Below are 23647 nucleotides of genomic sequence, written 5' to 3'. Positions count from 1 at the left end.
TCAACACTAAGTGATCACCGATCACATAGCCCGAACCCGGCCCATCGGCGCCGTCGACAGCCACCACACGTTCGCGATCCATCCCCGCCCCCGATGCACCCCATGTTCAGACGAAGCCCAGGGGGAAGTCAGTCTTCGATCCTGTCTCCGACATTGCCCGGGCCCCGCTGCCGGTCCGGACTGCCATGAATGAGCAGGTCCCCGCCCCCCAGCTGCTTCGGCGTCAAAGCGACCTTCACCCGGTGCGTTCGTCCTCGCGTGACCCCGGCCTCCGCGTCTGCAGACACCACCCAAGCCTTGAATCCGGCCTTCACCTTTGCATCAGCCCGCAGCTCGACCGTGAACTCCATCTCCACCGGACCGACTTGGAAAGCCAGATCTTCCCCCGCGCCCCGCGCCGAAGCCTGCAACAACTCATCCCGCAACGCTGCCACCGCATCGGCCAGTTCAATCTCCATACGCCCTCCCGTTCAAGCGGCAGGGCGCGAACGGCCACACCGACACATCGCGCCCCCACCGAGCACTGCACACATGGAGGGACCACCATTCCATCGGATCAGTCCCACCCGCCACTGAAACGGAGTACGAGCTGGGGACTGATGCCTCACCGAATGCACGCAGCACGGTAGGGCCTGCCCTCGGTCGCTCGGGGAAGGTCACAGGGTCCCAAACCTCTTCGGGCTCGGGCCAAGAGCGAGAAGAGACCCCGCTCGGAACCGCCGGGGATCGGCCCGCGGAAAATCTGGCAGCTCCCGGGCCGTTGAGCCGTCAGGCAGGCTTAGGTGCCCGTGATCGCGTTCGTGGCGGACCCGAGTTACTCTCGACAGCGCTCGATACAATCAAAAACATGTCCGAATCGAGCCTGTCGGAGCGCATTGAGAAGCACCACGCGGTCGCGGCCTGGTTGGAGTACCAGCTCGGGCAGGAGCGCGCCACGATCCAGCGCCTCGAAGGTGAGGCCGTAGAGCAGGAGCGCCGGCGCAAGGTCGCCTGGAAGCAATCCCGCTTCACGGTTCAAGAGCCGCTCTACGAAGAGGCCCCGTACGTGATCCACCGGGGAGGCTGCACGAAGAACCCCGACCCTCTCGATTACTACGAGGCGCCCGACCTGGTCATGATGATGCGTGGGAGGAACGCCTCCCCCTGCCCGACCTGCAACCCGATGTCCGGACTCCGGGGCACGTGGATACCCACGCCAGACTTCGGCGAGGACGCCTGAAAGCGTCGTAAGTCACCGGTCGCCCGTTGGCGCAGGTCGTGGTTAACAGGTGCTGCATTGCGCTGCGCCTTGGCCTTCGCCAGACACGCATTGCACAACGGGCTAGACGGCCGCCCTGTAGTCGACGGCCCGTACTTCTGGGCCTGGTTCGGGCACCGCGCCGTCGCGCAGGGCCCCGCACCAAGGGCACTCGCGCCGGTTAGGCACTCAACTCAGTTCGACGAGATAGCGACACTTCACCGCTTCACCCGCCCCCGGATCGCGAGAGCGGCTAGACCAAGCAGCACCGGCTCGAAGAAGCGTGACGCCATCTCGATGTACCCGCCGACCACCGTCAGGTCCTGGCCGCTGGACCGGAATACCACCGAGTTCAGGGTGACGTTCAGAGCCTTGTCGAACCGTTGGCTGGTAAAGCGCTCACCGGTCGGATTCTGCGGATCACCCTTTTCGATGTATGTCTTCCACTCGCCGTGGACGCTCTCGCGCACGACTTCCTGCCTGGGAGCCTCCTGCGGTAGGCCGAACTGCATCATCGCGATCACAGTGAGGGTCATGGCAGCGAGCAGCCAGCCCAGTGCCCGCGACGCGCGCAGCCCGTACCCGGAAACCAGCCAGTAAATCTGGAGAAGCCAGCGCTCTGCTGTCCGCCTGCCCTTACTGTGACGGCGCATCTCCATTTCGCCGTAATAGAAGTCGGCGGCGCCGGGCTCATCCTTTGCGTCTTCGCGGGCCTTGCGTAGCTGGCGGTAGGTGATCGCCAGAGTGGCGAGGCTAGGCACGTCTTGAGGGTCCTCGGGAGGGAACCCCCATCCCGCTCGAAGGGGTGCTGGATGCCACGGGAGGCTGCGCCACTGGCGCTCTTCACTAATAACTTGTCGCTGCGTCCACTTGAAAGATACCCCGTATCGCCATGGACGTGCTGTGGGTGGGCTACCAAACGTGACATGCCCTTCGAGCCTGATCTGATCAAGATGTATCGCCCCGGTGAATACGGTTCGCGACAAGTCAATGTCTGACAGTGTCAGGAGGGCGCAGTCAACTCCGCTCACGGATGTCAGGCTTAGTGGAGCTGAACGCGGGTTGCCGTTTAGGGCGTACGTGTGATTCTTCGATATGGACACTGGGAGGGTAATGGAGGCATCCCCCATGTCGACTTCCGCATACCCAAGCCGAAGTGCTCCGAAAGAATTCCACCTGGTTCTCCTGAGGTCTATCTTGGCGGCGCTGCCTTTTATTATCGTCGTTTCGAGAAACTTTGCCCCTCCGCAGAGTATGGGGCCGACACAGGAGAAGGGGCCAAGGGTCTGAGGCGAATGGAAGGTTGCATCCATGAACACGGCATCAAATTTAAACTCCGCCCCGCGGAGCTCAACGTCGGCATGGAAGTCCACACCCCTAAAGCTTGCCCGCTCGCCGAAAGTGCACGCGTCGAAAACAGCTTCCCGCCCAAAGTTCACCTCGGCGAATCTGGCACGCTGGTGAAAAACAGCGGAGTAGAAGGTTGCCATTTCATGAAATTCGCAGCTCTCGAATCGGGCTATCTGATGGAATTGGCAATCGTCAAAGTGTGCGTACCCGAAAAATTTCGAGCCCGCAGCTATGAATTCGCCCTGGAACGCTGTCGCCGTACAGTCGAGCGATCCGTGCACTTCGGAGTTGCGTAGAGAGAGGAAACCCTCGGGGTGTGCTTCACTGAAAGAGGCCCCGCTGTTGAACTTTACTCCATCGCACCTCACGTACTTATGAAAAGTGACCTCATTGAAGTTTGCGCTACCGTCAAAGGTGGCCCCTGTGTAGTAGGCCGGTTCGTCGAATTCACTTCCAAGGAAAATTGCGGCGTCGTGAAATCGGGTGCCCGAAAATGAAGTCGTCCCCTCGAACCTGCAGTCAAGGAATGAGGCGGTTCCTTCGAGTTTTGATTCGGCGAATGAAGTCCAACCTTCGAATACGGCGCCATTGAAGCTTGTGGGCCCTGTAAAAATGGCTTGCTGGAATTCAGTGAATCCGAAGTGTGGTGCACCGTCCGTTCCGCGGAGTCCCTGTGTAAGTTGGTTGATCAAGTGGGTATCGAGCGACGTCCCCCGCAGGTCGATGTCCGCTCCAGGGGTGAGCGAGCTGAAATGCGCGTAGAGATCCTCTGGTTCGAGATGCGCAAGACATGCTTGATGCGGGGCGACGACAATTCCTATGCATCCGATGTGGTCCGAGGATGATCGGCCATATCCGCAGTATGGCCACTCTGGCGGCGCTGGATTCGGTGACGGCTCAGTCATCCCTCACCGATATCGCATCTACCCCTGGAGGTCAGCGAGTTGGTGAACTCCGTTGAACCTCATCGCTCGTGCCGTCACTACCTGGCAGCAGGGCTTCGGCGCCTCCGAGTGGGTGCGCTGCCGCAGGCCAAGGGTGAAGCAGTCTCAAGCGCCTGTCGATGGGCCGGTTTGGGGCCGCTGTGGGGCACCGACGCCTGATATGCACGAACCGGCAGGTCAGACGCCCTTGATCGAGTGGACTGTAAATCTGCCGGCTCAGCCTTCCCAGGTTCGAATCCTGGCGCCGCCACACTTGGGAAAGACCCCTCCGAACTGCGGAAACGTAGTTCGGAGGGGTCTTCTTTTTGTTCGAACGCTGATCTTCGACGAGTGGACGGGATGCGTGACGTGCCTCACCCCGCCCCAGGCGAATCCCAGGTCTGAGTGGGCTGGACCAGCCGGGCCGGCGTTCGCGGGGCAGTACGCAGTGGCGCACCCCTCCCCGGCAAGAGTCAGTGGCCCAGCGCCCTGCGGAACGACGCGATGCGGTCCGGCAAGGGAGGGGAGAGGGCTTCCTGGGGAACGGATCTCGCGGTCCGTTCCACTTGGGACGCCAGTTCCCCGTGCCGCGCCCAGAAGTCCGCTGGTACCTCCAGTACGGCTCCCAGCAGGTCGCCGGGGTAGTAGTCGCCTTCAGTAAGAGGTTCCTCGCGCAGCAGTGTCACAGCCCGTGGCACCAGCACTTCCAGCCCAACGCCCTGGCTGATCAGCAGCCGCAGGCCCTCCGCGTCCAGCTCGCCGATCGGTTGCCGGCGCAGTGCGTACGCCGTGCGTACGAGCCTGGTGGAGTCGGCGCCGGGAGCGGGCCAGGGGACACCGCCCTCGGCCTGCTCAAGGGACAGATCCAGGTCGGTCACCCTCACCTCCGTCGGGTCGTGTCACGGGGAGCCGCATCACATCGCCCGCGCATGTGGCGATCCCTTGTAGCCCGCCCGCACGCCCTTGTGTGAGGGGTGGGACGCCCATAAGGTGAACCGCCTTGTGGGCTCGGGGGGCCGGCCCGGGAGCGGGCGCTGGAGAGACGGTCGTGGGCGCCGCAGGCAGCCGCGAGTGACGGTACGCGGCACTGCGCGGCGGGGCACATCGCAGAGAGCGGCGGCAAGAAGAGGCGGGACGGCATGCGCGTTGGGCTGGTGACCATGCCCTGGCACGCGATCGATCTGCCCTCCCTCCAAGTGGGTCTGCTGCACCAGCTGCTGCGAGAGGTCCGTCCGGCCGACGAGGTGCGCGAGTTCCACGGTTCGCTGCGCTGGGCGGAGCTGCTGCTCGAACGTTCGGGCGGGCGGCTGAGCCCCAGTGACTACGAGGTGATCGGCAGCGACTCGATCTTCCACGGGATCGGCGACTGGGTGTTCTCCGGAGTCCTCTACGACGACGAGGACTGGGGCGCCGCACGGCTGCGGTCCTACGCGCGCGAGCGCGGCGTGCCCGCTGACACCCTCGACACGGCCTTCGAGATGCGCCGCCATGCCGCCGCGTACATCGAGCGCTGCGCGGCCGAGGTGCTGGCGCACGATCCCGAACTCGTCGGGTTCACGAGCACGTTCATGCAGAACGTGGCGTCCCTCGCCCTCGCCAAGGTGCTCAAGCGTCGTCGGCCCGGGTTGACCGTCGTCTTCGGCGGCAGCAACTGCGAAGGCCCCATGGGTCACGCCCTGCACCGCAACCACCCCTACGTGGACCATGTCGTGCGCGGCGAGGGGGAGTACGCCTTCCCGGCGCTGCTCGCCCACCTGGACGCGGGCACGCCCCCGGACGACGTTCCGGGGCTCTGCTGGTGGGACGGCGGGCTCTCGCGGGCCAACACCGAACCCCACCGCACTGTGGCTCCGGCCCACATACCGTCGCCCGATTACGACCAGTGGCAGGCGGAGATCGAGGCCTCGTCGGTCCTCGAATACGTGTATCCCAAGCTGGTCGTCGAGGGGGCCCGCGGCTGCTGGTGGGGCGAGAAGCACCACTGCACCTTCTGCGGCCTCAACGGCAGCGCCATGGCGTTCCGCGCCAAGCCCGGCGAACGGCTGTGGAGCGAGATCGAACGCCTCGTGCGCCGCCACCGCATCCTCGACATCGTCACCGTCGACAACATCATCGACATGGCGTACTTCAAGGACTTCCTGCCGCTCGCCGCCGACAGCGGCTGGGACCTGCGGATCCACTACGAAGTGAAGTCCAACCTCACCCGGGAGCAGATCGCCGCGCTCGCCGCCGCGGGCGTCGTCCTGATCCAGCCCGGCATCGAAAGCCTCAGCAACCGCGTCCTCGACCTGATGGACAAGGGCGTCACCGGCGCCCGCAACATCCGTACCCTGCGAGAGTTCGACAACCACGAGATCACCTGCACCTGGAACTACCTCTACGGGTTCCCCGGCGAGACCGTGCGCGACTACGCGCGCGTGCTCGACCAGTTGCCCGCCCTCGTGCACCTCCAGCCGCCGAGCGGCGCCTTCCGCATCCAGTTGGAGCGCTTCAGCCCGCACTTCACCGACCCCGCCCTGGGCTTCGGCAAGCGGCGCCCCGCCGACATGTACCAGCACGTCTATGAGCTTCCGGAGTCCGAACTCGCCGAGCTGGTCTACCTGTTCGACACCGAGGACGCCGGCATCGGCGGCGACACGGAGGACCGGTTGCTGCGGGCCGTGGCGCAGTGGCGTGCGCAGCACGCCACGTCGACCCTCGTCATGGAACAGGCGGGCGAGGACGAGAACACGCTGCTCGTACGGGACCGCCGCGAGGGCTGGCCGCGCCGCACCTACTGGTTCAACGGCTGGGAGGCGGCCGCTCTGCGCATCCTTGAGGAGGGCGGAAGCGAAGCCGCCCTCCAGCGCAAACTCGCCGCAGCGGGACATGACGTACCGACCGAAGAACTGGGGGAGTGGGTCGCGCAGGCCGTCACGTTCGGCCTCCTCTTCCGCGACACCGGCACCTACGTGTCCCTGCCCACCCGCACCGCGCCGATCCGCGTAGAGGGCGCACCTTCAGCACCCTCAGCTCCCTCAACACCCTCAGCTCCCTCGGTATCCTCCGCCCCGGCGGCCTCCGGATGACCGCGCTCCCCGCCCTCGTCCCGCACCGCGTCATCGGCACCCGTGTCCGCGTGACCGAGCCGCTGCCCCTGCACGGTGACGGCCGCACCACCACGCGCGCGATCCAGTTCCTGCGCGAGTGCCAGGCCTCGGGGCTGCACACCCACTGGGAAGCGGACGCGGCAGCCACGGCAGCCACAGCAGGCGCAGCAGATACGACAGGTACGGCAGATACGGCAGGCGCAATCGGCCGTCATACGTATGACCTCCGCACCCTGCACCACCTCCCGCCCCCGTCCCAACAGGCCGACGAACCAGGGGAGTTGACGACCTGGCGCGCCGCGCACGGCTACGGGATGCTCTACCACCGCCGCGGCCCGGGATTCGTCACCGTCATGGACCGCCGGGAGCGCCCCGCCTCGGCGCGGTTCACGCTCGACCACCCCGACCTGCTCGCCGCCTTCGACGCGCTGAGCGACGCCACGCCGCTCGGCACGCTCGCCCCCGCCCACCAGGAGGCGGCCCGCCATCTGACGGACGAGGGGCTCGCGCTGATCGTGGACGGATGGGCGGTGGCGCTGCCTCCGCGCATGCGCCGTTGGCCGGTTCCGTGCATGGGGATCTGACGCCGTGTCGCACCGCGAAAAGCTCTCTCGGGTTGCTTCCTGAGGGCGTCTCACCGTGTGTCCGCCGCGATCACGACGCAGACTGAACCCATGCCGACGACATCCCGCCGCCGAAACTGCCCCGAATGCCGCCGCGACATCGCGGTCGTGGCGGGCCGCTTCGCCCGCCACGATCCGCCCGGCTCCCGCGCCGCGGGCGAGCTGGTCTCCTGCCCCGGCTCACGCCGCCCCGCCCAGCTCGGCGCCGTCCAGGACGCGCTCGACGGGTACGTGGTCCCGCACGTGCCGGGTCAGATGCCGCTGTTCTGAGGCGCCGACGCGGACAGGCCACCCGTCCGCGTACGCGACTCAGTTGCCCGCGACCGACTTCACCGCCACCGTGACCGGCGTGGAGCCGGAGATCAGCTCCAGCGTCAGCCCCGCGGTGGCGGGCGTGTCCACCAGTTCCGCGAGGACGGCCGCCACGTCGTCGCGCGGCACCGGCCCGCGCCCGGTGGAGGCCTCCAGACGGACGAGCCCGGTCCCCGCGTCGTTCGTCAGCTGACCGGGCCGCAGGATCGTCCAGTCGAGCCCGGTACGGCGCCGTACGTCGTCGTCGGCCGCGCCCTTGGCCCGCAGGTACACGTCGAAGACGTCGTCGCCCTCGTGCGCGGCGTCCGCGCCCATCGACGACACCACGACGTAGCGGCGCACCTTGGCCCGCTCCGCGGCGTCCGCGAACAGCACGGCGGCGTCCCGGTCCACGGTGTCCTTGCGGCCGGCGCCGCTGCCCGGACCCGCACCCGCCGCGAAAACGGCCGCGTCCGCCCCTTGCAGATGCGCCGCGACCTCCTCCACGGACGCGGACTCCAAGTCGCACAGAACGGGCTCCGCACCGGCGGAACGCAGGTCGTCACTCTGCTCCGACCTGCGGATGATGCCCGCGACCTCGTCCCCGCGCGCGGAGAGCAGCCGCTCGAGCCGCAGCGCGATCTGACCATGACCCCCAGCGATGACAATGCGCATGCCTCCGACGGTACGCCCGAAGCGGACGGTTCACCGTGCAACCATGCGTGCCCCGGCAGCGCCCACCCGTTCGATCCCGGCGCTCAAGCGGGGCCGCCGCCCCTGTACTTGGCCGCCCGCCCCTGCCGCGGCAGATCGAGGGCGACCGCGGCGGCCGAGTCGCAGTACTCCCGCACCGCGCTGGTCCGCGCCACGACGCGTCCCCGGTGGACGACGATCCGGCTGTACGCGAGGGACAGCGCCCCCGCGAGCCGGTCGCCCCGCACCGCGAGCAGCTCCGCGGGGAACCCCGCCTCGACCCGCACCTCCGGGAGGCCGAGCGCCGCCCTGGCCGTCGAGCTCACCGCTTCGTAGGCGTCCTCCGGGCGCATCCCGTAGCGCGAGGCCAGCAAGTAGGCGGCCTCCAGCGGATCGCCGCGCCCCACGGGGTTCGACACGTCGCGCAGCGCCCCGCTGCCCGCCGCGACCGGCACCCCGGCCGCCCGCAGCAGCCGCACCGGCGCGACGCCCCGCTCGTCCACCCCCGCGCACGCGCCCTGGGGCAGGCACATCACCGTCACCCCCGCGGCCGCGAGCCGGTCCACGGCGGGCCGCGCCACTTCCTCCGGGAGCCGGGAGAGCCCGCCCAGTGGGCCCAGGGTGACGCCCGTGCGCAGCCCGCCGACCGCCGCCGCGAGCCGCCCGAGCCGCACCGGATCGGCCCCGTCCGTGTGCAGGTCGACCGGGCACCCGTGTTCGGCGGCGACCTCGAGCACCGCCTCTACGTAGCCCGTTGGATCGGGGTCCAGGTCGGGGCAGCCGCCCACTACGGAGGCGCCCATCTTGACGGCGTCCCGCAGCATGGCGAGCCCGTCGGCCCCGGCGAGCCCGGTCAGCAGCCGGGGCATGGCCACCGTGCGCAGATCCGCGAGCCCCACCAGCGAACGCCGCGCCTGGAGCACCGCCTCCATCGAACCGAGCCCCTCCATGTCACCGATCCGCACATGGGTGCGCAGGGCGGTGGCCCCGTGGCCGAGTTGCAGCAGGGTGCCCTCGGTGGCCCGGCGCTGGACGTCCTCCGGGTCGTACGGGACGGGGCCCTCGCAGTCGGCCGACAGGGCCGTGTCGCCGTGCGCGTGCGGCTCCACGGGGGCAGGGAGCAGCAGGCAGCCGGTGAGGTCCAGGCGCGAGCCGTGCGGGGTGAGGCTGCCGGCCGTGCCGACCGCCTCGATGCGCCCGCCGTCGAGCCGTACGTCCACGGTCCTGCCGTCGGTGAGCCGGGCGCCGCTCAGCAGCAGCCCGGAACCCTCGGGCACGCCGGGTGACGGTGGCTGCTGCGAGGGGCTGTGGGGCATCGCGCTCCTGAGGGCTCGGTGAGGACGACGCACATCGCGTCACAAGATCACGCAGGGTGGGTCGAGCCTAGAACCGCGACAGGGGAGCTTCGAGGACCGCCGAAATAGTCGTACTGGTGGGGTCCGAGGGGCTCGTGTGCCAGCCGTGGGAAGGCGCCGACGTTCCCGGCCGACGGGGGCGCGAAACGGATTTGGGCGATCGGCGCGCAACCGTGTAATGTCTTCCTCGCTCGCCCCAATAGCTCAGTCGGTAGAGCGTCTCCATGGTAAGGAGAAGGTCTGCGGTTCGATTCCGCATTGGGGCTCTGGTGCAGACGTCGTTCGCGTCGCTTGCATCACAGCGGTGTAGCTCAGTCGGTAGAGCAAGCGGCTCATAATCGCTGTGTCACCGGTTCAAGTCCGGTCACCGCTACTGACAGTAGCCGATTGTGGGGTCGGTCCTTCGATCGGCTACTCTTCTATGTGTTAAACCATTTGTCCCATCCGTTCGTCAAGGAGCACTCACGTGGCTGCCACCGACGTCCGCCCGAAGATCACGCTGGCCTGCGTGGAGTGCAAGGAGCGGAACTACATCACCAAGAAGAACCGGCGTAACAACCCGGATCGTCTTGAGATGAAGAAGCACTGCCCGCGTTGCAATGCGCACACCGCGCACCGCGAAACGCGATAAATCAGGCTCGTACACGAGGCCGTCCCCACTTCGGGGGCGGCCTCGTGTCGTTTTCGTAGACCAGGCAGTTCGAAGAACACTTCCAGGAGGTGCCGAGCCCATGGCGCTCGACCAGTCCTTCGTGGGGCGGACCTATCCGCCCACCGCCCCGTACGAGGTCGGCCGGGAGAAGATCCGTGAGTTCGCCGAGGCGGTGGGGGACGCGAATCCCGCCTACCTCGACCGTGCCGCAGCCGAGGAGCTCGGTCACCCCGATGTGATCGCGCCGCCGACTTTTGTGTTTGCCATCACTTTCAAGGCCGCGGGCGAGGTGATCCACGACCCGGAGCTGGGTCTGGACTACAGCCGCGTCGTGCACGGCGACCAGAAGTTCGCCTACACGCGTCCGGTGCGGGCCGGCGACCGGCTGACCGTGACCTCGACCATCGAGGGCATCAAGTCGCTCGCGGGCAACGACATCATCGACGTGCGGGGCGAGGTGCACGACGAGGCCGGTGAGCACGTCGTGACCGCCTGGACCAAGCTCGTCTCGCGCGCCGCTGAGGAGGCCTGATCGCCATGGCGACGACCATCAAGTACGCCGACGTCGAGGTCGGCACGGAGCTGCCCGCGCAGACCTTTCCTGTGACGCGTGCCATGCTCGTGCAGTACGCGGGCGCCTCCGGGGACTTCAACCCGATCCACTGGAACGAGAAGTTCGCGGTCGAGGTCGGGCTGCCGGACGTGATCGCGCACGGCATGTTCACGATGGCCGAGGCGATCCGCGTCGTCACCGACTGGACCGGTGACCCGGCCGCCGTCGTCGAGTACGGCGTCCGCTTCACCAAGCCGGTCGTCGTGCCGAACGACGACAAGGGTGCCGAGGTCGAGGTCGGCGCCAAGGTCGCGGCCAAGCTCGACGACAACCGCGTACGGGTCGACCTGATCGCGACGAGCGCCGGGCAGAAGGTGCTCGGGATGTCGCGGGCCGTCGTTCAGCTGGTCTGATCGCTGCCTACGTAGCTGTGTGTAAGGGGCGTCCTCCATGGTGGGGCGCCCCTTACGCATGCCGGTCCGCGCATCACGGATGCCGATTCCCGAAGGGATTGACGTAGGTAGTGATTGGCCACTAACTTGTCCGCATGGTCAGGATGAGTGCGGAGGAGCGGCGCGAGAGCGTCATCCGTGCGGCGATCACGGAGTTCGCCCGCGGCGGCTACAACGGCACGTCCACCGAGGCGATCGCCAAGCGGGTCGGTGTCTCGCAGCCGTATCTCTTCCGTCTCTTCCCGGGCAAGCAGGCCATCTTTCTCGCCGCCGCCCAGCGCTGCTGTCAGGACATCACCAAGGTCTTCCAGCGGGCTTCCGAGGGTGCCGAGGGGGAGGAGGCGGTGCAGTGCATGGGGGACGCGTACCAGGCGCTGATCGCCGAGGACCCCGAGAAACTGCTCATGCAGATGCAGATCTACGTCGCCGTGGCCGCCGCCGAAGCGGCCGGGGACCGGGAGTTCGGGGAGTCGCTGCGGGGTTCCTGGATGGAGATGTACGACGTGGCCAACCTGGCGATGGGGGCGGACGTCGGGGAGACGACGCAGTTCCTCGCCTTCGGGATGCTGATCAACGTCCTGGTGTCCATGGGCTTCAAGCCGGACCACCGGGTCTGGGCCGGGTTCCACGAGGCGACGCAGCCTCGGGCGGCCGAGAAGGAGTGAGTCCGCGTGGCGCAAAGCGTGTTTTTTTGCCCACGCAAGTTAGTCATCAATAACTAACCAAGCGATCACTGGGGGAAGCAATGGCACGGACAGCGGCACCAGCACAGCGCGGAGGAGCCCTCTGGGCGCTCCTCATCACCAGCGTCGCCGGATTCATGGCGGCCCTCGACAACCTCGTCGTCACCACGGCCCTGCCGTCCATCCGCCAGGACCTCGGCGGCGCGCTCGACGACCTGGAGTGGACGGTCAGCGCCTACACGCTCACCTTCGCCGTCCTGCTGATGTTCGGCGCGGCACTCGGGGACCGCTTTGGGCGCAGGCGGCTCTTCCTGGTCGGACTCACGATCTTCACCGGGGCCTCCGCCGCCGCGGCCATGGCGTCCGGCATCGACTCGCTGATCGCCGCCCGCGCCGTGCAGGGCGTCGGCGCCGCGGTCATGATGCCGCTCACCCTGACCCTGCTCACCGCGGCCGTCCCGGCGGCCAAGCGCGGCCTCGCGTTCGGGATCTGGGGCGCGGTCAACGGTCTCGCCGTGGCCTCGGGGCCGCTGATCGGCGGCAGCCTCACCGAGCACGTCTCCTGGCACTGGATCTTCTGGCTGAACGTTCCGCTGGGCCTCGCCCTGCTGCCCCTCGCCCGGCTGCGCCTGAAGGAGTCGTACGGCGCGGGCGCCCGCCTCGACATCGTGGGCACGCTGCTCGCCAGCGGCGGTCTGTTCGGCATCGTGTACGGCCTGGTGCGCGCGCCCGTCGTCGGCTGGACCGACACCCTCGTGCTGACCGGCCTGTTCGCGGGCACGGCGCTGCTCGTCGGGTTCGTGCGCCACGGAATCCGCAACGAGAACTCCATGCTGCCCATGCGGCTCTTCCGCTCCCGCGCCTTCGCAGGGATCAACGCCGCGAGCCTGCTGATGTTCCTCGGGATGTTCGGCTCGATCTTCCTGCTCAGCCAGTTCCTGCAAGGCGTGCTCGGCTACTCGCCGACCGAGGCGGGCCTGCGGATGCTGCCCTGGACCGGCATGCCGATGCTCGTCGCGCCGATCGCCGGGATCCTCTCGGACCGCATCGGCGGCCGGCCCGTCGTCGCGGCGGGGCTCTTCCTCCAGGCCGTCGGGCTCGGCTGGTTCGCCGCCGTGGTCTCCGCCGACGTCTCGTACGCCGCCCAGCTGCCGGCCCTGATCGTCAGCGGCGTCGGCATGGCCCTCTACTTCGCCCCGGCCGCCAACCTGGTCATGTCCAGCGTCCTGCCGCAGGAGCAGGGCATCGCTTCCGGCGCCAACAACGCGCTGCGCGAGGTCGGCGGCGCGCTCGGTATCGCGGTCATGTCGTCGGTCTTCTCGGCCCAGGGCGGCTACGACTCCGCCCAGCACTTCGTGAACGGCATCCAGCCCGCGCTGTGGGTGGGCGCCGGGATCGTGGCCGTGGCCGCTGCCGCCGCCCTGTTCATCCCACGGGCGGGGCGCACGACGCCCGACGCGCGGGATGCTGAGCCCGCTCCGGTCCTGGAAAACGCCTGACCGCTGGAGACCTCTACGGGAGGAACGCCATGCCGACCCTGCCCTGGACCACCCCGAACACCCCACCCGCGCGCGTGGAGGCCCATGTCTTCGCCTCCCGCTTCGAGACCCGCACGCTGTGGGGCGCCCTGAAGTTCTTCGCCCGTACGCCCGCCATCTGGCGACAGGTGGGGCGGGCACCGGGCGCCTACGGAGCGACCCTCAAGGCGGCGCCCGTGCGGCGCACCTTCTGGACCCTGTCCGTGTGGGAGTCGCCCAAGGCCCTGCGGGACTTCGCGGTCACCGCGCCGCACGCGGGGATCTCCGCGGGCCTGCGGGGCCAGATGAAGGACTCGACCTTCCTCACCTGGAAGGCGTCGACCGACGAGCTGCCGCTCCACTGGAAGGACGTCCTGTCGCGCTTCGAGTGAGCCCGGCCACGACGACAGCGGCCCCGTCCGAGCGGCGGGGCCGTTCTCGTACCCTTGAGCGCGTGCAGGAACTCCACGACGCCCCTCTCGCCCCCCTGACCACCTTCCGGCTCGGCGGGCCCGCCACCCGGCTGCTCACCGCGACCACCGACGCCGAGGTGATCGAAGCGGTGCGCGAGGCCGACGCGGCCGGTACGCCGCTGCTGATCGTCGGCGGCGGCAGCAACCTCGTCATCGGCGACAAGGGCTTCGCGGGCACCGCCCTGCGCATCGCCACCAAGGGCTTCGAACTCGACGGTACGAAGCTGGAACTGGCGGCCGGTGAGGTCTGGACCGACGCCGTCGAACGCACGGTCGAAGCCGGGCTCGCGGGCGTCGAGTGCCTCGCCGGGATCCCCGGCTCCGCGGGCGCGACGCCGATCCAGAACGTGGGGGCGTACGGCCAGGAGGTCTCCGCCACGATCACCGAGGTGGTCGCCTACGACCGCACGGCCGGCGAGACCGTCACGATCCCGAACGCCGAGTGCGCCTTCTCGTACCGGCACAGCCGCTTCAAGGCCGAACCCGACCGCTACGTAGTGCTGCGCGTGCGGTTCGAGCTGGAGGACGCGGGCGGCCTCAGCGCGCCGCTCAAGTACCCGGAGACCGCGCGCGCCCTCGGCGTCGAGGCGGGCGAGCGGGTCTCGGCGGTCCTCGCGCGCGAGACCGTCCTGAAGCTGCGCGGCGGCAAGGGCATGGTGCTCGACCCGGAGGACCACGACACGTGGTCGGCGGGCTCGTTCTTCACCAACCCGATCCTCACGGACGCGGAGTTCGCGGCCTTCCACGCGCGCGTGGTCGAGCACCTGGGGGAGGACGCCAAGGCCCCCGCGTTCCCCGCCGGGGAGGGCCTCACCAAGACCTCGGCTGCCTGGCTCATCGACAAGGCGGGCTTCACCAAGGGCTACGGGAGCGGCCCCGCCCGCATCTCCACCAAGCACACCCTCGCCCTGACCAACCGCGGCGAGGCCACCACGGAGGACCTGCTCGCGCTCGCCCGTGAGGTCGTCGCCGGGGTCAGGGACGTCTTCGGGGTGACGCTGGTCAACGAGCCGGTGACGGTGGGCGTCAGCCTCTGAACCGCCCGCCGCCCCGTGCCTAGTAGGCGATGCCGACGCCCTGCTTCACCGTCGCCGGGTCGTCCACCATCGCCAGCATCGCGTGCGCCACGTCCGCGCGGCCGGCGAACCGCCCCGCGCGCGGGAAGCCGCCCACGACCGTGCGGTACGAACCGGTGAGCGGCTTGTCCTGGAGGCGGGGCGGCCGCACCGAGGTCCAGTCCGTCGCACTGCTCGCCAACTCGGCCTCCATGGCGGACAGATCGACGTAGACGTCCTTCAGGACCGCGCCGACGACCTTGAGCATCAGCCGGTCGGCGAGCGAGGAGTCCTCGGGCTGCGGGCCCACCGGCGCCGCGCTGACCACCACGAGGCGGCGCACGCCCTCCGCCTCCATCGCCTTCAGGACCGAACGCGTCAGCTCCGTGGCGATGCCCGCGTCCGCGCGCCTGCGGGCGCCCAGGCCGGACAGCACGGCGTCCCGGCCCGCGACCGCCGGACGCAGCGACTCGGGATCCTTCAGGTCGCCGCGGACCACCTCCAGGCGCTCGCCGGTCACCGTGAGCCGCGCGGGATCGCGGACCACCGCCGTGACCTCGTGCCCCGCGTCCAGGGCCTGCCGGACGACCTCCCGTCCGATCCCGCCCGTCGCACCGAAAACCGTGAGCTTCATGGCGTACCTCCGGGTGTGGAGAAGATGGTGGGTAAGTGTTCACTCACCCCACTTCACCCTTAGAGTGAGTGAGTACTCACCCCCGCGTCAAGCTTGGTTGGAGCCCGCATGGACCAGAAGCCGGCCCGAGTCCGCATCGTCGACGCGGCCCACGAACTCATGCTGAGCATCGGTCTCGCCCGGACGACCACCAAGGAGATCGCCAAGGCGGCGGGCTGCTCCGAAGCGGCGCTCTACAAGTACTTCGCCAACAAGGAGGAACTCTTCGTGACGGTGCTGGGCGAGCGCCTCCCGAAGCTGGGTTCCCTGCTCGGAAGGCTCCTCAGGGAGGGGGCGGGGGACCCCGACCGTACGGTTGAGCAGAACCTCACCGACATCGCCCACGAAGCGGCGCTCTTCTACGAGCAGACGTTCCCGATGGCCGCGTCCCTGTACGCCGAGCCCAAGCTCAAGCGCCGCCACGAAGAGGTGATGCGCGAACTGGGCACAGGACCGCACAAGCCGATCCAGGGCCTGGACGCCTACTTGCGGGCCGAACAGAAGGCCGGCCGCATCAGCGCCGAGGCCGACACGTACGCGGCCGCCTCGCTCCTGCTGGGCGCCTGCTCCCAGCGCGCCTTCGCCTACGAGATGTCCCCGGACGGCAGACCGCCCCAGCCGGTGGACGAGTTCGCGGCCCACATCGCGCGCACGCTGCTCAACGGGATCGCCTGAGCCTCCCGCCGGTCAGACGGCCAGCCACTCCTCGATGCCGCCCAGGAGCTTCTCCTTGGTGTCGTGCGGGGCCGCGGAGCCGCGCACCGACTGCCGGGCCAGTTCGGCCAGTTCGGCGTCCGAGAATCCGTGGTGGCGCCGCGCGATGTCGTACTGGGCGGCGAGCCGCGAGCCGAACAGGAGCGGGTCGTCCGCACCCAGCGCCATCGGCACCCCGGCCTCGAACAGCGTGCGCAGCGGCACGTCCTCGGGCTTCTCGTAGACGCCGAGGGCGACGTTCGATGCCGGGCACACCTCGCAGGTCACGCCCCCGTCCGCGAGGCGCTTCAGGAGCCGCGGGTCCTCGGCGGCCCGCACTCCGTGGCCGATCCGCGTGGCGTCCAGGTCGTCGAGGCAGTCGCGCACGGACGACGGCCCGGTCAGCTCGCCCCCGTGCGGCGCGCTCAGCAGCCCGCCCTCCCGCGCGATGTGGAACGCCCGGTCGAAGTCCCGCGCCATGCCGCGCCGTTCGTCGTTGGAGAGCCCGAAGCCGACGATGCCCCGGTCCGCGTACCGCACCGCGAGCCGCGCCAGCGTGCGGGCGTCCAGCGGATGCTTCATGCGGTTCGCGGCGACCAGGACGCGCATCCCGAGCCCGGTCTCCCGCGCGGCGCTGTCGACGGCGTCCAGGATGATCTCCAGGGCCGGGATCAGACCGCCGAGCCGCGGCGCGTACGACGTCGGGTCGACCTGGATCTCCAGCCACCCGGACCCGTCCGCGATGTCCTCCTCCGCGGCCTCCCGCACCAGACGCTGAATGTCCTCGGGGGCCCGCAGGCAGGAACGCGCGGCATCGTAGAGCCGCTGGAAGCGGAACCAGCCGCGCTCGTCCGTCGCTCGCAGCTTCGGCGGCTCGGCCCCGGTCAGCGCCTCGGGCAGCCGCACCCCGTACTTGTCGGCGAGTTCCAGCAGGGTCGTGGGCCGCATCGACCCCGTGAAGTGCAGATGCAGGTGGGCCTTGGGCAATTGACGTACATCACGTCCTACACGCTCCATCCCAAGATCCTGCCGTACACACCTGTCGTACCGGTAGCGCCTTTCCACCTTCGGGGCCCTGCCCGAACGAACAAGCGGGCCGCCTCCGTAAGGAGACGGCCCGCTCGCGTGAAACCGCGGACTACGGAGAACGGCGAATCAGTCGCGCGCCTCGGCGAGCAGCTTCTGGATGCGCGAAACGCCCTCGACGAGGTCCTCGTCACCGAGCGCGTACGACAGGCGCAGGTAACCCGGCGTACCGAAGGCCTCGCCCGGTACCACCGCGACCTCGGCCTCCTCCAGGATGAGCGCGGCGAGCTCGACGGAGCTCTGCGGACGCTTGCCGCGGATCTCCTTGCCGAGCAGGCCCTTCACCGACGGGTACGCGTAGAACGCGCCCTCGGGCTCCGGGCACACGAAGCCGTCGATCTCGTTGAGCATCCGCACGATCGTCTTACGACGCCGGTCGAAGGCCTCGCGCATCTTCTCCACGGCCGTCAGGTCCCCGGACACGGCGGCGAGCGCGGCCGCCTGCGCCACGTTGGAGACGTTCGACGTGGCGTGCGACTGAAGGTTCGTCGCGGCCTTCACGACGTCCTTCGGGCCGATGATCCACCCGACGCGCCAGCCGGTCATCGCGTACGTCTTCGCCACACCGTTGACCACGATGCACTTGTCGCGCAGCTCCGGAAGGAGCGCGGGCAGCGAGGTGAACTTCGCGTCCCCGTAGACGAGGTGCTCGTAGATCTCGTCCGTCATCACCCACAGGCCGTGCTCCACGGCCCAGCGGCCGATGGCCTCCGCGTCGGCCTCGCTGTACACGGCGCCCGTCGGGTTCGAGGGCGACACGAACAGCACGACCTTGGTGCGCTCGGTGCGCGCGGCCTCCAGCTGCTCCACGGAGACGCGGTAGCCGGTCGTCTCGTCGGCGACGACCTCCACCGGGACACCGCCCGCGAGGCGGATCGACTCCGGGTACGTGGTCCAGTACGGGGCCGGGACGATGACCTCGTCGCCCGGGTCGAGGATCGCGGCGAACGCCTCGTAGATGGCCTGCTTGCCGCCGTTCGTCACCAGGATCTGCGAGGCGTCGACCTCGTAGCCGGAGTCGCGCAGCGTCTTCGCGGCGATCGCGGCCTTCAGCTCGGGCAGACCGCCGGCGGGGGTGTAGCGGTGGAACTTCGGGTTCTTGCAGGCCTCGATGGCGGCCTCGACCACGTAGTCCGGCGTCGGGAAGTCGGGCTCACCGGCGCCGAAGCCGATCACCGGGCGCCCGGCGGCCTTGAGGGCCTTGGCCTTGGCGTCGACGGCGAGGGTCGCGGACTCGGAGATCGAGCCGACCCGGGCCGACACCCGACGCTCGGTGGGAGAGGAACCTGCGGACGGAGAAGGAGTTGCAGCGCTCATGGCCCCATCGTTCCAGACCGGAAAGCCGCCGGGCACACGGGTTTCGAAGAGCGAGAAACCGCTCTTGATCCACTTCTTGATCCACATGCGGATGTTGCTCGTTCGACGGAGGGCTCCGGAACACGTACACTCACTGCTCGTTGGCCTTCAACGGCCGCGCCTTCCGACCGCACTCCGTGCGTCCGGGCGGATGCGGTACGTTGGGGGAGACAAAGGGTCGTAGCTCAATTGGTAGAGCACTGGTCTCCAAAACCAGCGGTTGGGGGTTCAAGTCCCTCCGGCCCTGCTACACACTCCTTCGCCAGGATGTGTGCGCATGTACGTACTGCATTGCACCGCCGTGCGGCTCCACCGGGCGCGGCACGGCCACGACCCGGAATCAGGTGAGGACGAGTGACGGACGCCGTGGGCTCCATCGACAAGCCTGATGCTGAGGCACCGGAGTCCAAGAAGGCCCGCAAGGGCGGAAAGCGCGGCAAGAAGGGCCCCTTCGGCCGTCTCGCGCTCTTCTACCGCCAGATCGTCGCGGAACTCCGCAAGGTCGTCTGGCCGACTCGCAGTCAGCTCTCGACGTACACCACAGTGGTGATTGTGTTCGTCGTCATCATGATCGGTCTTGTCACCGTGATTGACTATGGCTTCAACCACCTTGTCAAGTACGTATTCGGCTGAGCCGAAAAGCGGAGGGCGCCGTGTCCGGCGCCCCTTTCGCGCGTTCCACCCCTATGTATCCAGGAAGAAGCAGCCACAGTGTCTGACCCGAACCTGAACGAGGCGATCGAGCCGGTCGAGTCCGCTGAGGACGAGCTCGACATCGTCGAGGCGGCAGACGCCGAGGACCCGGACCAGGCCGAGGCTGCCGACATCGCCGCCGGCGAGCCCGCCGAGGAAGCCGCGGTCGAGACCGTGGCGGACGCCGACGCCGAGGCCGAGGAGGCCCAGGCGGAGGACGCTCCGGCCGAGGCCGAGGAAGCCGCCGAGGACGTCGAGGCCGCCGACGAGGAGCCGGTCGACCCGGTCGCCGCGCTCCGCGACGAGCTGCGGTTCCTGCCCGGCGACTGGTACGTCATCCACACCTACGCGGGCTACGAGAAGCGCGTGAAGGCGAACCTGGAGCAGCGCGCCGTCTCGCTCAACGTCGAGGAATTCATCTACCAGGCTGAAGTCCCCGAGGAAGAGATCGTCCAGATCAAGAACGGCGAGCGCAAGAACGTCCGGCAGAACAAGCTGCCCGGTTACGTGCTCGTCCGCATGGACCTGACGAACGAGTCCTGGGGCGTCGTCCGCAACACGCCCGGCGTCACCGGCTTCGTGGGCAACGCCTACGACCCGTACCCGCTGACCCTGGACGAGATCGTCAAGATGCTCGCCCCGGAGGCCGAGGAGAAGGCCGCCAAGGAGGCCGCCGAGGCCGAGGGCAAGCCGGCTCCGGCCCGCAAGGTCACCGTCGAGGTCCTGGACTTCGAGGTCGGCGACTCGGTCACCGTCACCGACGGCCCGTTCGCGACGCTTCAGGCGACGATCAACGAGATCAACGCCGACTCGAAGAAGGTCAAGGGCCTCGTCGAGATCTTCGGTCGCGAGACCCCGGTCGAGCTCAGCTTCGACCAGATCCAGAAGAACTAGCCCTTCGGGCGCCTTCTGGGCACACGCTTCCGAACAGGTCAGACGGGCTGCAAAGCCTGTCTGACCTGCTCGGTTTTTAGCCGCACATGGATACCCGTTATCGTTGTGCGGTATGCCTCCATCCGGATGATCCCAACGATCATTCATGAGGATGGTGGCTGAACACTCTCACTAAGACCCGGAGAGAGAGCACATGCCTCCCAAGAAGAAGAAGGTCACGGGGCTCATCAAGCTCCAGATCCAGGCCGGCGCCGCCAACCCGGCCCCGCCTGTCGGCCCCGCGCTGGGCCAGCACGGCGTGAACATCATGGAGTTCTGCAAGGCCTACAACGCCGCGACCGAGTCGCAGCGCGGTTGGGTCATCCCGGTGGAGATCACGGTCTACGAGGACCGTTCCTTCACCTTCATCACCAAGACCCCGCCGGCCGCGAAGATGATCCTCAAGGCCGCTGGTGTCGAGAAGGGCTCTGGCGAGCCGCACAAGACCAAGGTCGCCAAGATCACCGAGGCGCAGGTCCGCGAGATCGCCACCACCAAGATGCCCGACCTCAACGCCAATGACCTGGACGCCGCGTCCAAGATCATCGCCGGCACCGCCCGTTCCATGGGCGTCACGGTCGAGGGCTGACCTCCACCTCGCAGATCCATCCGTGGCAGGGCCTGCTCGGCCCGCACCACGACTCCTCTAGAACTCAGGAGAAGCAAGTGAGCAAGCGCAGCAAGTCTCTCCGCGCTGCGGACGCCAAGGTCGACGGGGCCAAGCTCTACGCCCCGCTCGAGGCCGTCCGTCTCGCCAAGGAGACCTCCACGTCGAAGTTCGACGGCACCGTCGAGGTCGCCTTCCGCCTGGGCGTTGACCCGCGCAAGGCCGACCAGATGGTCCGTGGCACCGTGAACCTGCCGCACGGCACCGGCAAGACCGCCCGGGTCCTGGTCTTCGCGACCGGTGACCGTGCTGCGGCCGCGGAAGCCGCGGGCGCCGACATCGTCGGTTCCGACGAGCTCATCGCCGAGATCGCCAAGGGCGACCGTCTGAACGAGTTCGACGCCGTTGTCGCCACCCCGGACCTCATGGGCAAGGTCGGCCGCCTCGGCCGCGTGCTCGGTCCGCGTGGCCTCATGCCGAACCCGAAGACCGGCACCGTGACCCCGGACGTGGCCAAGGCCGTGACCGAGATCAAGGGCGGCAAGATCGAGTTCCGCGTCGACAAGCACGCGAACCTGCACTTCATCATCGGCAAGGTGTCCTTCGACGACGCCAAGCTGGTGGAGAACTACGGCGCGGCCCTGGAGGAGATCCTCCGCCTGAAGCCGTCCGCCGCCAAGGGTCGCTACATCAAGAAGGCCGCCATCAGCACCACGATGGGCCCCGGCATTCAGCTCGACTCCAACCGCACCCGGAACCTCCTCGTCGAGGAGGACCCGGCCGCGGTCTGAGCCCTTCAAGGCTCGCTGTAGTCGCTACGGGCCCCGCACCTTTCGAGGTGCGGGGCCCGTTCCGCTTTTCCGGCCCGCACGGCGTGGGGCTGCGCTAGCTTCGCGGTGACCGACTGGGGGAGCGGATGCCGAAGTACGCGCGCGTGGTGACTCTGGCAGCCGTGGGCAGTCTGCTGGCCGCCTGCGGCGGGACGCCGGAGCACGGGGCCGACGAGGCGCGCGAGGCACGCGAGGCGCTGCGCACGGCCAGGCAGCAGGTTCGCGCGGCGGGCTCGGCGCGCGTCGACGCGACGATGACCACGGGCGAGCGGCTGACCTCGCGCAGCACGGGCGCGCTGAGCTGGTCGGACGGCGTCGAAGGCACCCTGACCGTGCGGGTCACCGGCGGCGAACTGGCTGCCTCCACGCGCGCGTTGGGCGGTGACCCTTCGCAGACGCGCTTCCTCCCGGAGGCCCAGTACACCCGCATGAGCGACCGGTTCGCCGAGCTCCAGGGCGGCCGCCACTGGATCCGCCGCCCGTACGACACCCGCGGCGACCTCACCCCGGCCGACTCGCTCACGGCGCTCGTCGGGGCCGAGGACGTCCACAGGGTGGGGCGGGAGACCGTGCGCGGCACACGGGCCACCCACTACCGGGGGAGTGCGGCCCGCGGGCACATCGACGTATGGCTCGACGCCCGGCATCTTCTGGTGCGGCGCACCCAGCGCGTGGGCGACTTCACGGTGACCGTGCACTACCGCGGATACGGCGCCCCGGCCGCGGCCGAACGCCCGGCGGCACGCGACACCGTCGACTTCACGGAGGTCGCGGGCGCCGGTTGAAGCTGTGGGCGGGCTGTCCGAGGCGTCCGCTATCGTGCGGACAGATCAAGACGCACCAAGGGGTGGGATTCAAGATGACTGTTTCCGTACGACGTGTGGTCGGCGCCGCCGCTGCCACCGCGCTGCTGTGTTCGGCCGTCGCCGCATGTGGGGGCGGGGACGACAAGGGCGAGAAGAAGGCCTCGGGGATCGGGTCCCAGTCGGTCGCGCAGGCCGTGTCGGCCGCGTTCAAGAAGACCTCCGACGCCAAGTCCGCGAAGGTCGACATGACCATGAAGATGCCGACGGCCGCGCAGGGCGGCGGCGACATGAAGATGTCCGGCACCATGGGCTGGGAACCGACCGCCATGGACATGACGATGTCGGGCGCCGCGCTCTCGGCCGGCGGTCCGGACGCGCCCAAGAACATCCGCATGCTCATGCGGGACAACGTGATGTACATGGACATGGGTGCGAACGCGGCCAAGTCCATGGACGGCAAGCGCTGGATGAAGATGGACCTCGCCGCCATGGCGAAGAAGTCCGGCGACGAGAAGATGGCGCGCCAGATGACCGGCAGCCTGGACAACATGAACCAGGACCCGGCCAAGCAGATCGCGGTCCTGCTCGACTCGCCGAACCTGAAGCACCTCGGCTCGGCCACGGTGGACGGCACCGAGACGGAGCACTACAAGGGCAAGCTCACCGTCGACGAGATGCTGGCGAAGAACGACTCGCTGAAGGTCCTCAGCAAGTCCGAGCGCGACCAGATGCTCCAGAGCGTCAAGAAGGCCGGTATCAAGACGTACGACACCGAGCTGTGGATCAACAAGGACGACCTTCCGGTCCGCCTTGACGTCACGATGGACAGCAAGCAGGGCCCGATCGAGGTGTCCGAGAAGTTCTCCGACTACGGCACCCCCGTGAAGGCCGACGTGCCGCCCGCGAACCAGACCTTCGACATGATGCAGATGCTCAAGGAGCTCGGCGGTGCCTCCGGCGCCGGGAGCGGTGCCGGTTCCTCCGGTCTTGACAGCGGCGCCTGAGCGGATTTGCTCGGCACGCT

Annotated in this window: 26 protein-coding genes, 3 tRNA genes and 1 pseudogene; 21 read left to right on the top strand and 9 right to left on the bottom strand. The window is 68.5% G+C overall.

Going from position 1 to position 23647, the window contains the following annotated elements:
- Window positions 1-128: 128 nt before the first annotated feature.
- Complete coding sequence (locus ACNYS0_RS17565; protein WP_422474730.1) at window positions 129-458, bottom strand: trypco2 family protein; 330 nt, start codon at window positions 456-458, stop codon at window positions 129-131.
- A 389-nt stretch (window positions 459-847) separates the two neighbouring features.
- On the opposite strand from ACNYS0_RS17565, the gene ACNYS0_RS17560 reads away from it, so the two are divergent.
- Window positions 848-1219, top strand: a complete 372-nt coding sequence (locus tag ACNYS0_RS17560) for a hypothetical protein (protein ID WP_422474728.1) — start codon at window positions 848-850, stop codon at window positions 1217-1219.
- 236 nt (window positions 1220-1455) lie between these two features.
- On the opposite strand, the gene ACNYS0_RS17555 is transcribed toward ACNYS0_RS17560, so the two are convergent.
- The 3 genes and pseudogenes from ACNYS0_RS17555 to ACNYS0_RS17545 all read right to left on the bottom strand — a co-directional run bounded on the left by ACNYS0_RS17555 (window position 1456) and on the right by ACNYS0_RS17545 (window position 4388).
- Window positions 1456-1998 carry a hypothetical protein gene (locus ACNYS0_RS17555; protein WP_422482923.1) on the bottom strand — a complete coding sequence of 181 codons (543 nt, stop codon included), beginning with the start codon at window positions 1996-1998 and terminating at the stop codon, window positions 1456-1458.
- 636 nt (window positions 1999-2634) lie between these two features.
- Window positions 2635-3492 (bottom strand): annotated as a pseudogene (locus tag ACNYS0_RS17550) (pentapeptide repeat-containing protein); the annotation flags it as partial.
- A gap of 491 nt (window positions 3493-3983) precedes the next feature.
- The gene (locus ACNYS0_RS17545; protein ID WP_422474726.1) at window positions 3984-4388 is read right to left on the bottom strand and encodes a contact-dependent growth inhibition system immunity protein; all 405 of its coding nucleotides are present in this window, start codon (window positions 4386-4388) and stop codon (window positions 3984-3986) included.
- A gap of 261 nt (window positions 4389-4649) precedes the next feature.
- On the opposite strand from ACNYS0_RS17545, the gene ACNYS0_RS17540 reads away from it, so the two are divergent.
- The 3 genes from ACNYS0_RS17540 to ACNYS0_RS17530 all read left to right on the top strand — a co-directional run bounded on the left by ACNYS0_RS17540 (window position 4650) and on the right by ACNYS0_RS17530 (window position 7492).
- Entirely contained in the window at window positions 4650-6578 is a 1929-nt protein-coding gene (locus ACNYS0_RS17540; RefSeq protein ID WP_422474724.1) for a RiPP maturation radical SAM C-methyltransferase, read from the top strand.
- Entirely contained in the window at window positions 6575-7183 is a 609-nt protein-coding gene (locus ACNYS0_RS17535; RefSeq protein WP_422474722.1) for a DUF5825 family protein, read from the top strand. Before ACNYS0_RS17540 ends, ACNYS0_RS17535 begins: the two co-directional genes overlap by 4 nt.
- Before the next feature lie 90 nt (window positions 7184-7273).
- A complete protein-coding gene (locus tag ACNYS0_RS17530) occupies window positions 7274-7492 on the top strand; it encodes a hypothetical protein (RefSeq protein ID WP_385755824.1) in 219 nt (72 codons plus the stop codon).
- Between the two features lie 39 nt (window positions 7493-7531).
- On the opposite strand, the gene ACNYS0_RS17525 is transcribed toward ACNYS0_RS17530, so the two are convergent.
- Both ACNYS0_RS17525 and ACNYS0_RS17520 read right to left on the bottom strand, forming a co-directional pair.
- Complete coding sequence (locus ACNYS0_RS17525) at window positions 7532-8188, bottom strand: SDR family oxidoreductase (RefSeq protein ID WP_422474720.1); 657 nt, start codon at window positions 8186-8188, stop codon at window positions 7532-7534.
- A gap of 83 nt (window positions 8189-8271) precedes the next feature.
- Entirely contained in the window at window positions 8272-9522 is a 1251-nt protein-coding gene (locus ACNYS0_RS17520; protein WP_422474718.1) for an amidohydrolase family protein, read from the bottom strand.
- 232 nt (window positions 9523-9754) lie between these two features.
- On the opposite strand from ACNYS0_RS17520, the gene ACNYS0_RS17515 reads away from it, so the two are divergent.
- The 9 genes from ACNYS0_RS17515 to ACNYS0_RS17475 all read left to right on the top strand — a co-directional run bounded on the left by ACNYS0_RS17515 (window position 9755) and on the right by ACNYS0_RS17475 (window position 14928).
- A tRNA-Thr gene (locus ACNYS0_RS17515) sits at window positions 9755-9827 on the top strand.
- Between the two features lie 34 nt (window positions 9828-9861).
- Window positions 9862-9934 (top strand) — tRNA-Met (locus ACNYS0_RS17510).
- A 93-nt stretch (window positions 9935-10027) separates the two neighbouring features.
- On the top strand, window positions 10028-10192 hold the full coding sequence (rpmG, locus tag ACNYS0_RS17505; protein ID WP_003948671.1) for a 50S ribosomal protein L33: 165 nt from the start codon (window positions 10028-10030) through the stop codon (window positions 10190-10192).
- A gap of 100 nt (window positions 10193-10292) precedes the next feature.
- A complete protein-coding gene (locus ACNYS0_RS17500; protein WP_385755830.1) occupies window positions 10293-10745 on the top strand; it encodes an FAS1-like dehydratase domain-containing protein in 453 nt (150 codons plus the stop codon).
- 5 nt (window positions 10746-10750) lie between these two features.
- On the top strand, window positions 10751-11179 hold the full coding sequence (locus tag ACNYS0_RS17495) for a MaoC family dehydratase (protein WP_422474715.1): 429 nt from the start codon (window positions 10751-10753) through the stop codon (window positions 11177-11179).
- Between the two features lie 134 nt (window positions 11180-11313).
- Window positions 11314-11883, top strand: coding sequence for a TetR/AcrR family transcriptional regulator (locus ACNYS0_RS17490; protein WP_422474713.1), 570 nt, complete (start codon window positions 11314-11316; stop codon window positions 11881-11883).
- An 80-nt stretch (window positions 11884-11963) separates the two neighbouring features.
- A complete protein-coding gene (locus tag ACNYS0_RS17485; protein ID WP_422474711.1) occupies window positions 11964-13400 on the top strand; it encodes a DHA2 family efflux MFS transporter permease subunit in 1437 nt (478 codons plus the stop codon).
- A gap of 29 nt (window positions 13401-13429) precedes the next feature.
- Entirely contained in the window at window positions 13430-13810 is a 381-nt protein-coding gene (locus tag ACNYS0_RS17480) for a DUF3291 domain-containing protein (protein WP_422474710.1), read from the top strand.
- Between the two features lie 62 nt (window positions 13811-13872).
- Window positions 13873-14928, top strand: coding sequence for a UDP-N-acetylmuramate dehydrogenase (locus tag ACNYS0_RS17475; RefSeq protein WP_422474708.1), 1056 nt, complete (start codon window positions 13873-13875; stop codon window positions 14926-14928).
- 19 nt (window positions 14929-14947) lie between these two features.
- Here the strand turns inward: ACNYS0_RS17475 and ACNYS0_RS17470 are convergent, their stop codons facing one another.
- Window positions 14948-15580, bottom strand: a complete 633-nt coding sequence (locus ACNYS0_RS17470; protein ID WP_422474706.1) for an NAD(P)-dependent oxidoreductase — start codon at window positions 15578-15580, stop codon at window positions 14948-14950.
- A 108-nt stretch (window positions 15581-15688) separates the two neighbouring features.
- Between ACNYS0_RS17470 and ACNYS0_RS17465 the strand changes: the two genes are divergently transcribed.
- The gene (locus ACNYS0_RS17465) at window positions 15689-16294 is read left to right on the top strand and encodes a TetR/AcrR family transcriptional regulator (RefSeq protein WP_422474704.1); all 606 of its coding nucleotides are present in this window, start codon (window positions 15689-15691) and stop codon (window positions 16292-16294) included.
- A 12-nt stretch (window positions 16295-16306) separates the two neighbouring features.
- On the opposite strand, the gene ACNYS0_RS17460 is transcribed toward ACNYS0_RS17465, so the two are convergent.
- Window positions 16307-17329 (bottom strand): adenosine deaminase, encoded by a 1023-nt coding sequence (locus ACNYS0_RS17460; RefSeq protein WP_422474702.1) that lies wholly within the window; start codon window positions 17327-17329, stop codon window positions 16307-16309.
- 138 nt (window positions 17330-17467) lie between these two features.
- Window positions 17468-18715: a pyridoxal phosphate-dependent aminotransferase gene (locus tag ACNYS0_RS17455; protein WP_385755847.1), complete on the bottom strand. Its 1248-nt coding sequence runs from the start codon at window positions 18713-18715 to the stop codon at window positions 17468-17470.
- 213 nt (window positions 18716-18928) lie between these two features.
- On the opposite strand from ACNYS0_RS17455, the gene ACNYS0_RS17450 reads away from it, so the two are divergent.
- The 7 genes from ACNYS0_RS17450 to ACNYS0_RS17420 all read left to right on the top strand — a co-directional run bounded on the left by ACNYS0_RS17450 (window position 18929) and on the right by ACNYS0_RS17420 (window position 23627).
- Window positions 18929-19001: transfer RNA gene (locus tag ACNYS0_RS17450), tRNA-Trp, on the top strand.
- A gap of 107 nt (window positions 19002-19108) precedes the next feature.
- A complete protein-coding gene (secE, locus tag ACNYS0_RS17445; protein ID WP_399227942.1) occupies window positions 19109-19387 on the top strand; it encodes a preprotein translocase subunit SecE in 279 nt (92 codons plus the stop codon).
- A gap of 78 nt (window positions 19388-19465) precedes the next feature.
- The gene (gene nusG / locus ACNYS0_RS17440; protein ID WP_422474699.1) at window positions 19466-20341 is read left to right on the top strand and encodes a transcription termination/antitermination protein NusG; all 876 of its coding nucleotides are present in this window, start codon (window positions 19466-19468) and stop codon (window positions 20339-20341) included.
- 193 nt (window positions 20342-20534) lie between these two features.
- Window positions 20535-20969 (top strand): 50S ribosomal protein L11, encoded by a 435-nt coding sequence (gene rplK / locus ACNYS0_RS17435; RefSeq protein WP_040252631.1) that lies wholly within the window; start codon window positions 20535-20537, stop codon window positions 20967-20969.
- Window positions 20970-21046: 77 nt separating this feature from the next.
- Window positions 21047-21778 (top strand): 50S ribosomal protein L1, encoded by a 732-nt coding sequence (gene rplA / locus ACNYS0_RS17430; RefSeq protein WP_385755853.1) that lies wholly within the window; start codon window positions 21047-21049, stop codon window positions 21776-21778.
- Between the two features lie 125 nt (window positions 21779-21903).
- Window positions 21904-22602 carry an SCO4651 family lipoprotein gene (locus tag ACNYS0_RS17425; protein ID WP_479685799.1) on the top strand — a complete coding sequence of 233 codons (699 nt, stop codon included), beginning with the start codon at window positions 21904-21906 and terminating at the stop codon, window positions 22600-22602.
- Window positions 22603-22676: 74 nt separating this feature from the next.
- On the top strand, window positions 22677-23627 hold the full coding sequence (locus ACNYS0_RS17420; protein ID WP_422474695.1) for an SCO4651 family lipoprotein: 951 nt from the start codon (window positions 22677-22679) through the stop codon (window positions 23625-23627).
- Window positions 23628-23647: the final 20 nt, after the last annotated feature.

It is taken from the genome of Streptomyces anthophorae (assembly GCF_049310305.1).
GTDB lineage: Bacteria > Actinomycetota > Actinomycetes > Streptomycetales > Streptomycetaceae > Streptomyces.
This window is presented reverse-complemented; position numbering and strand designations above follow the sequence as displayed.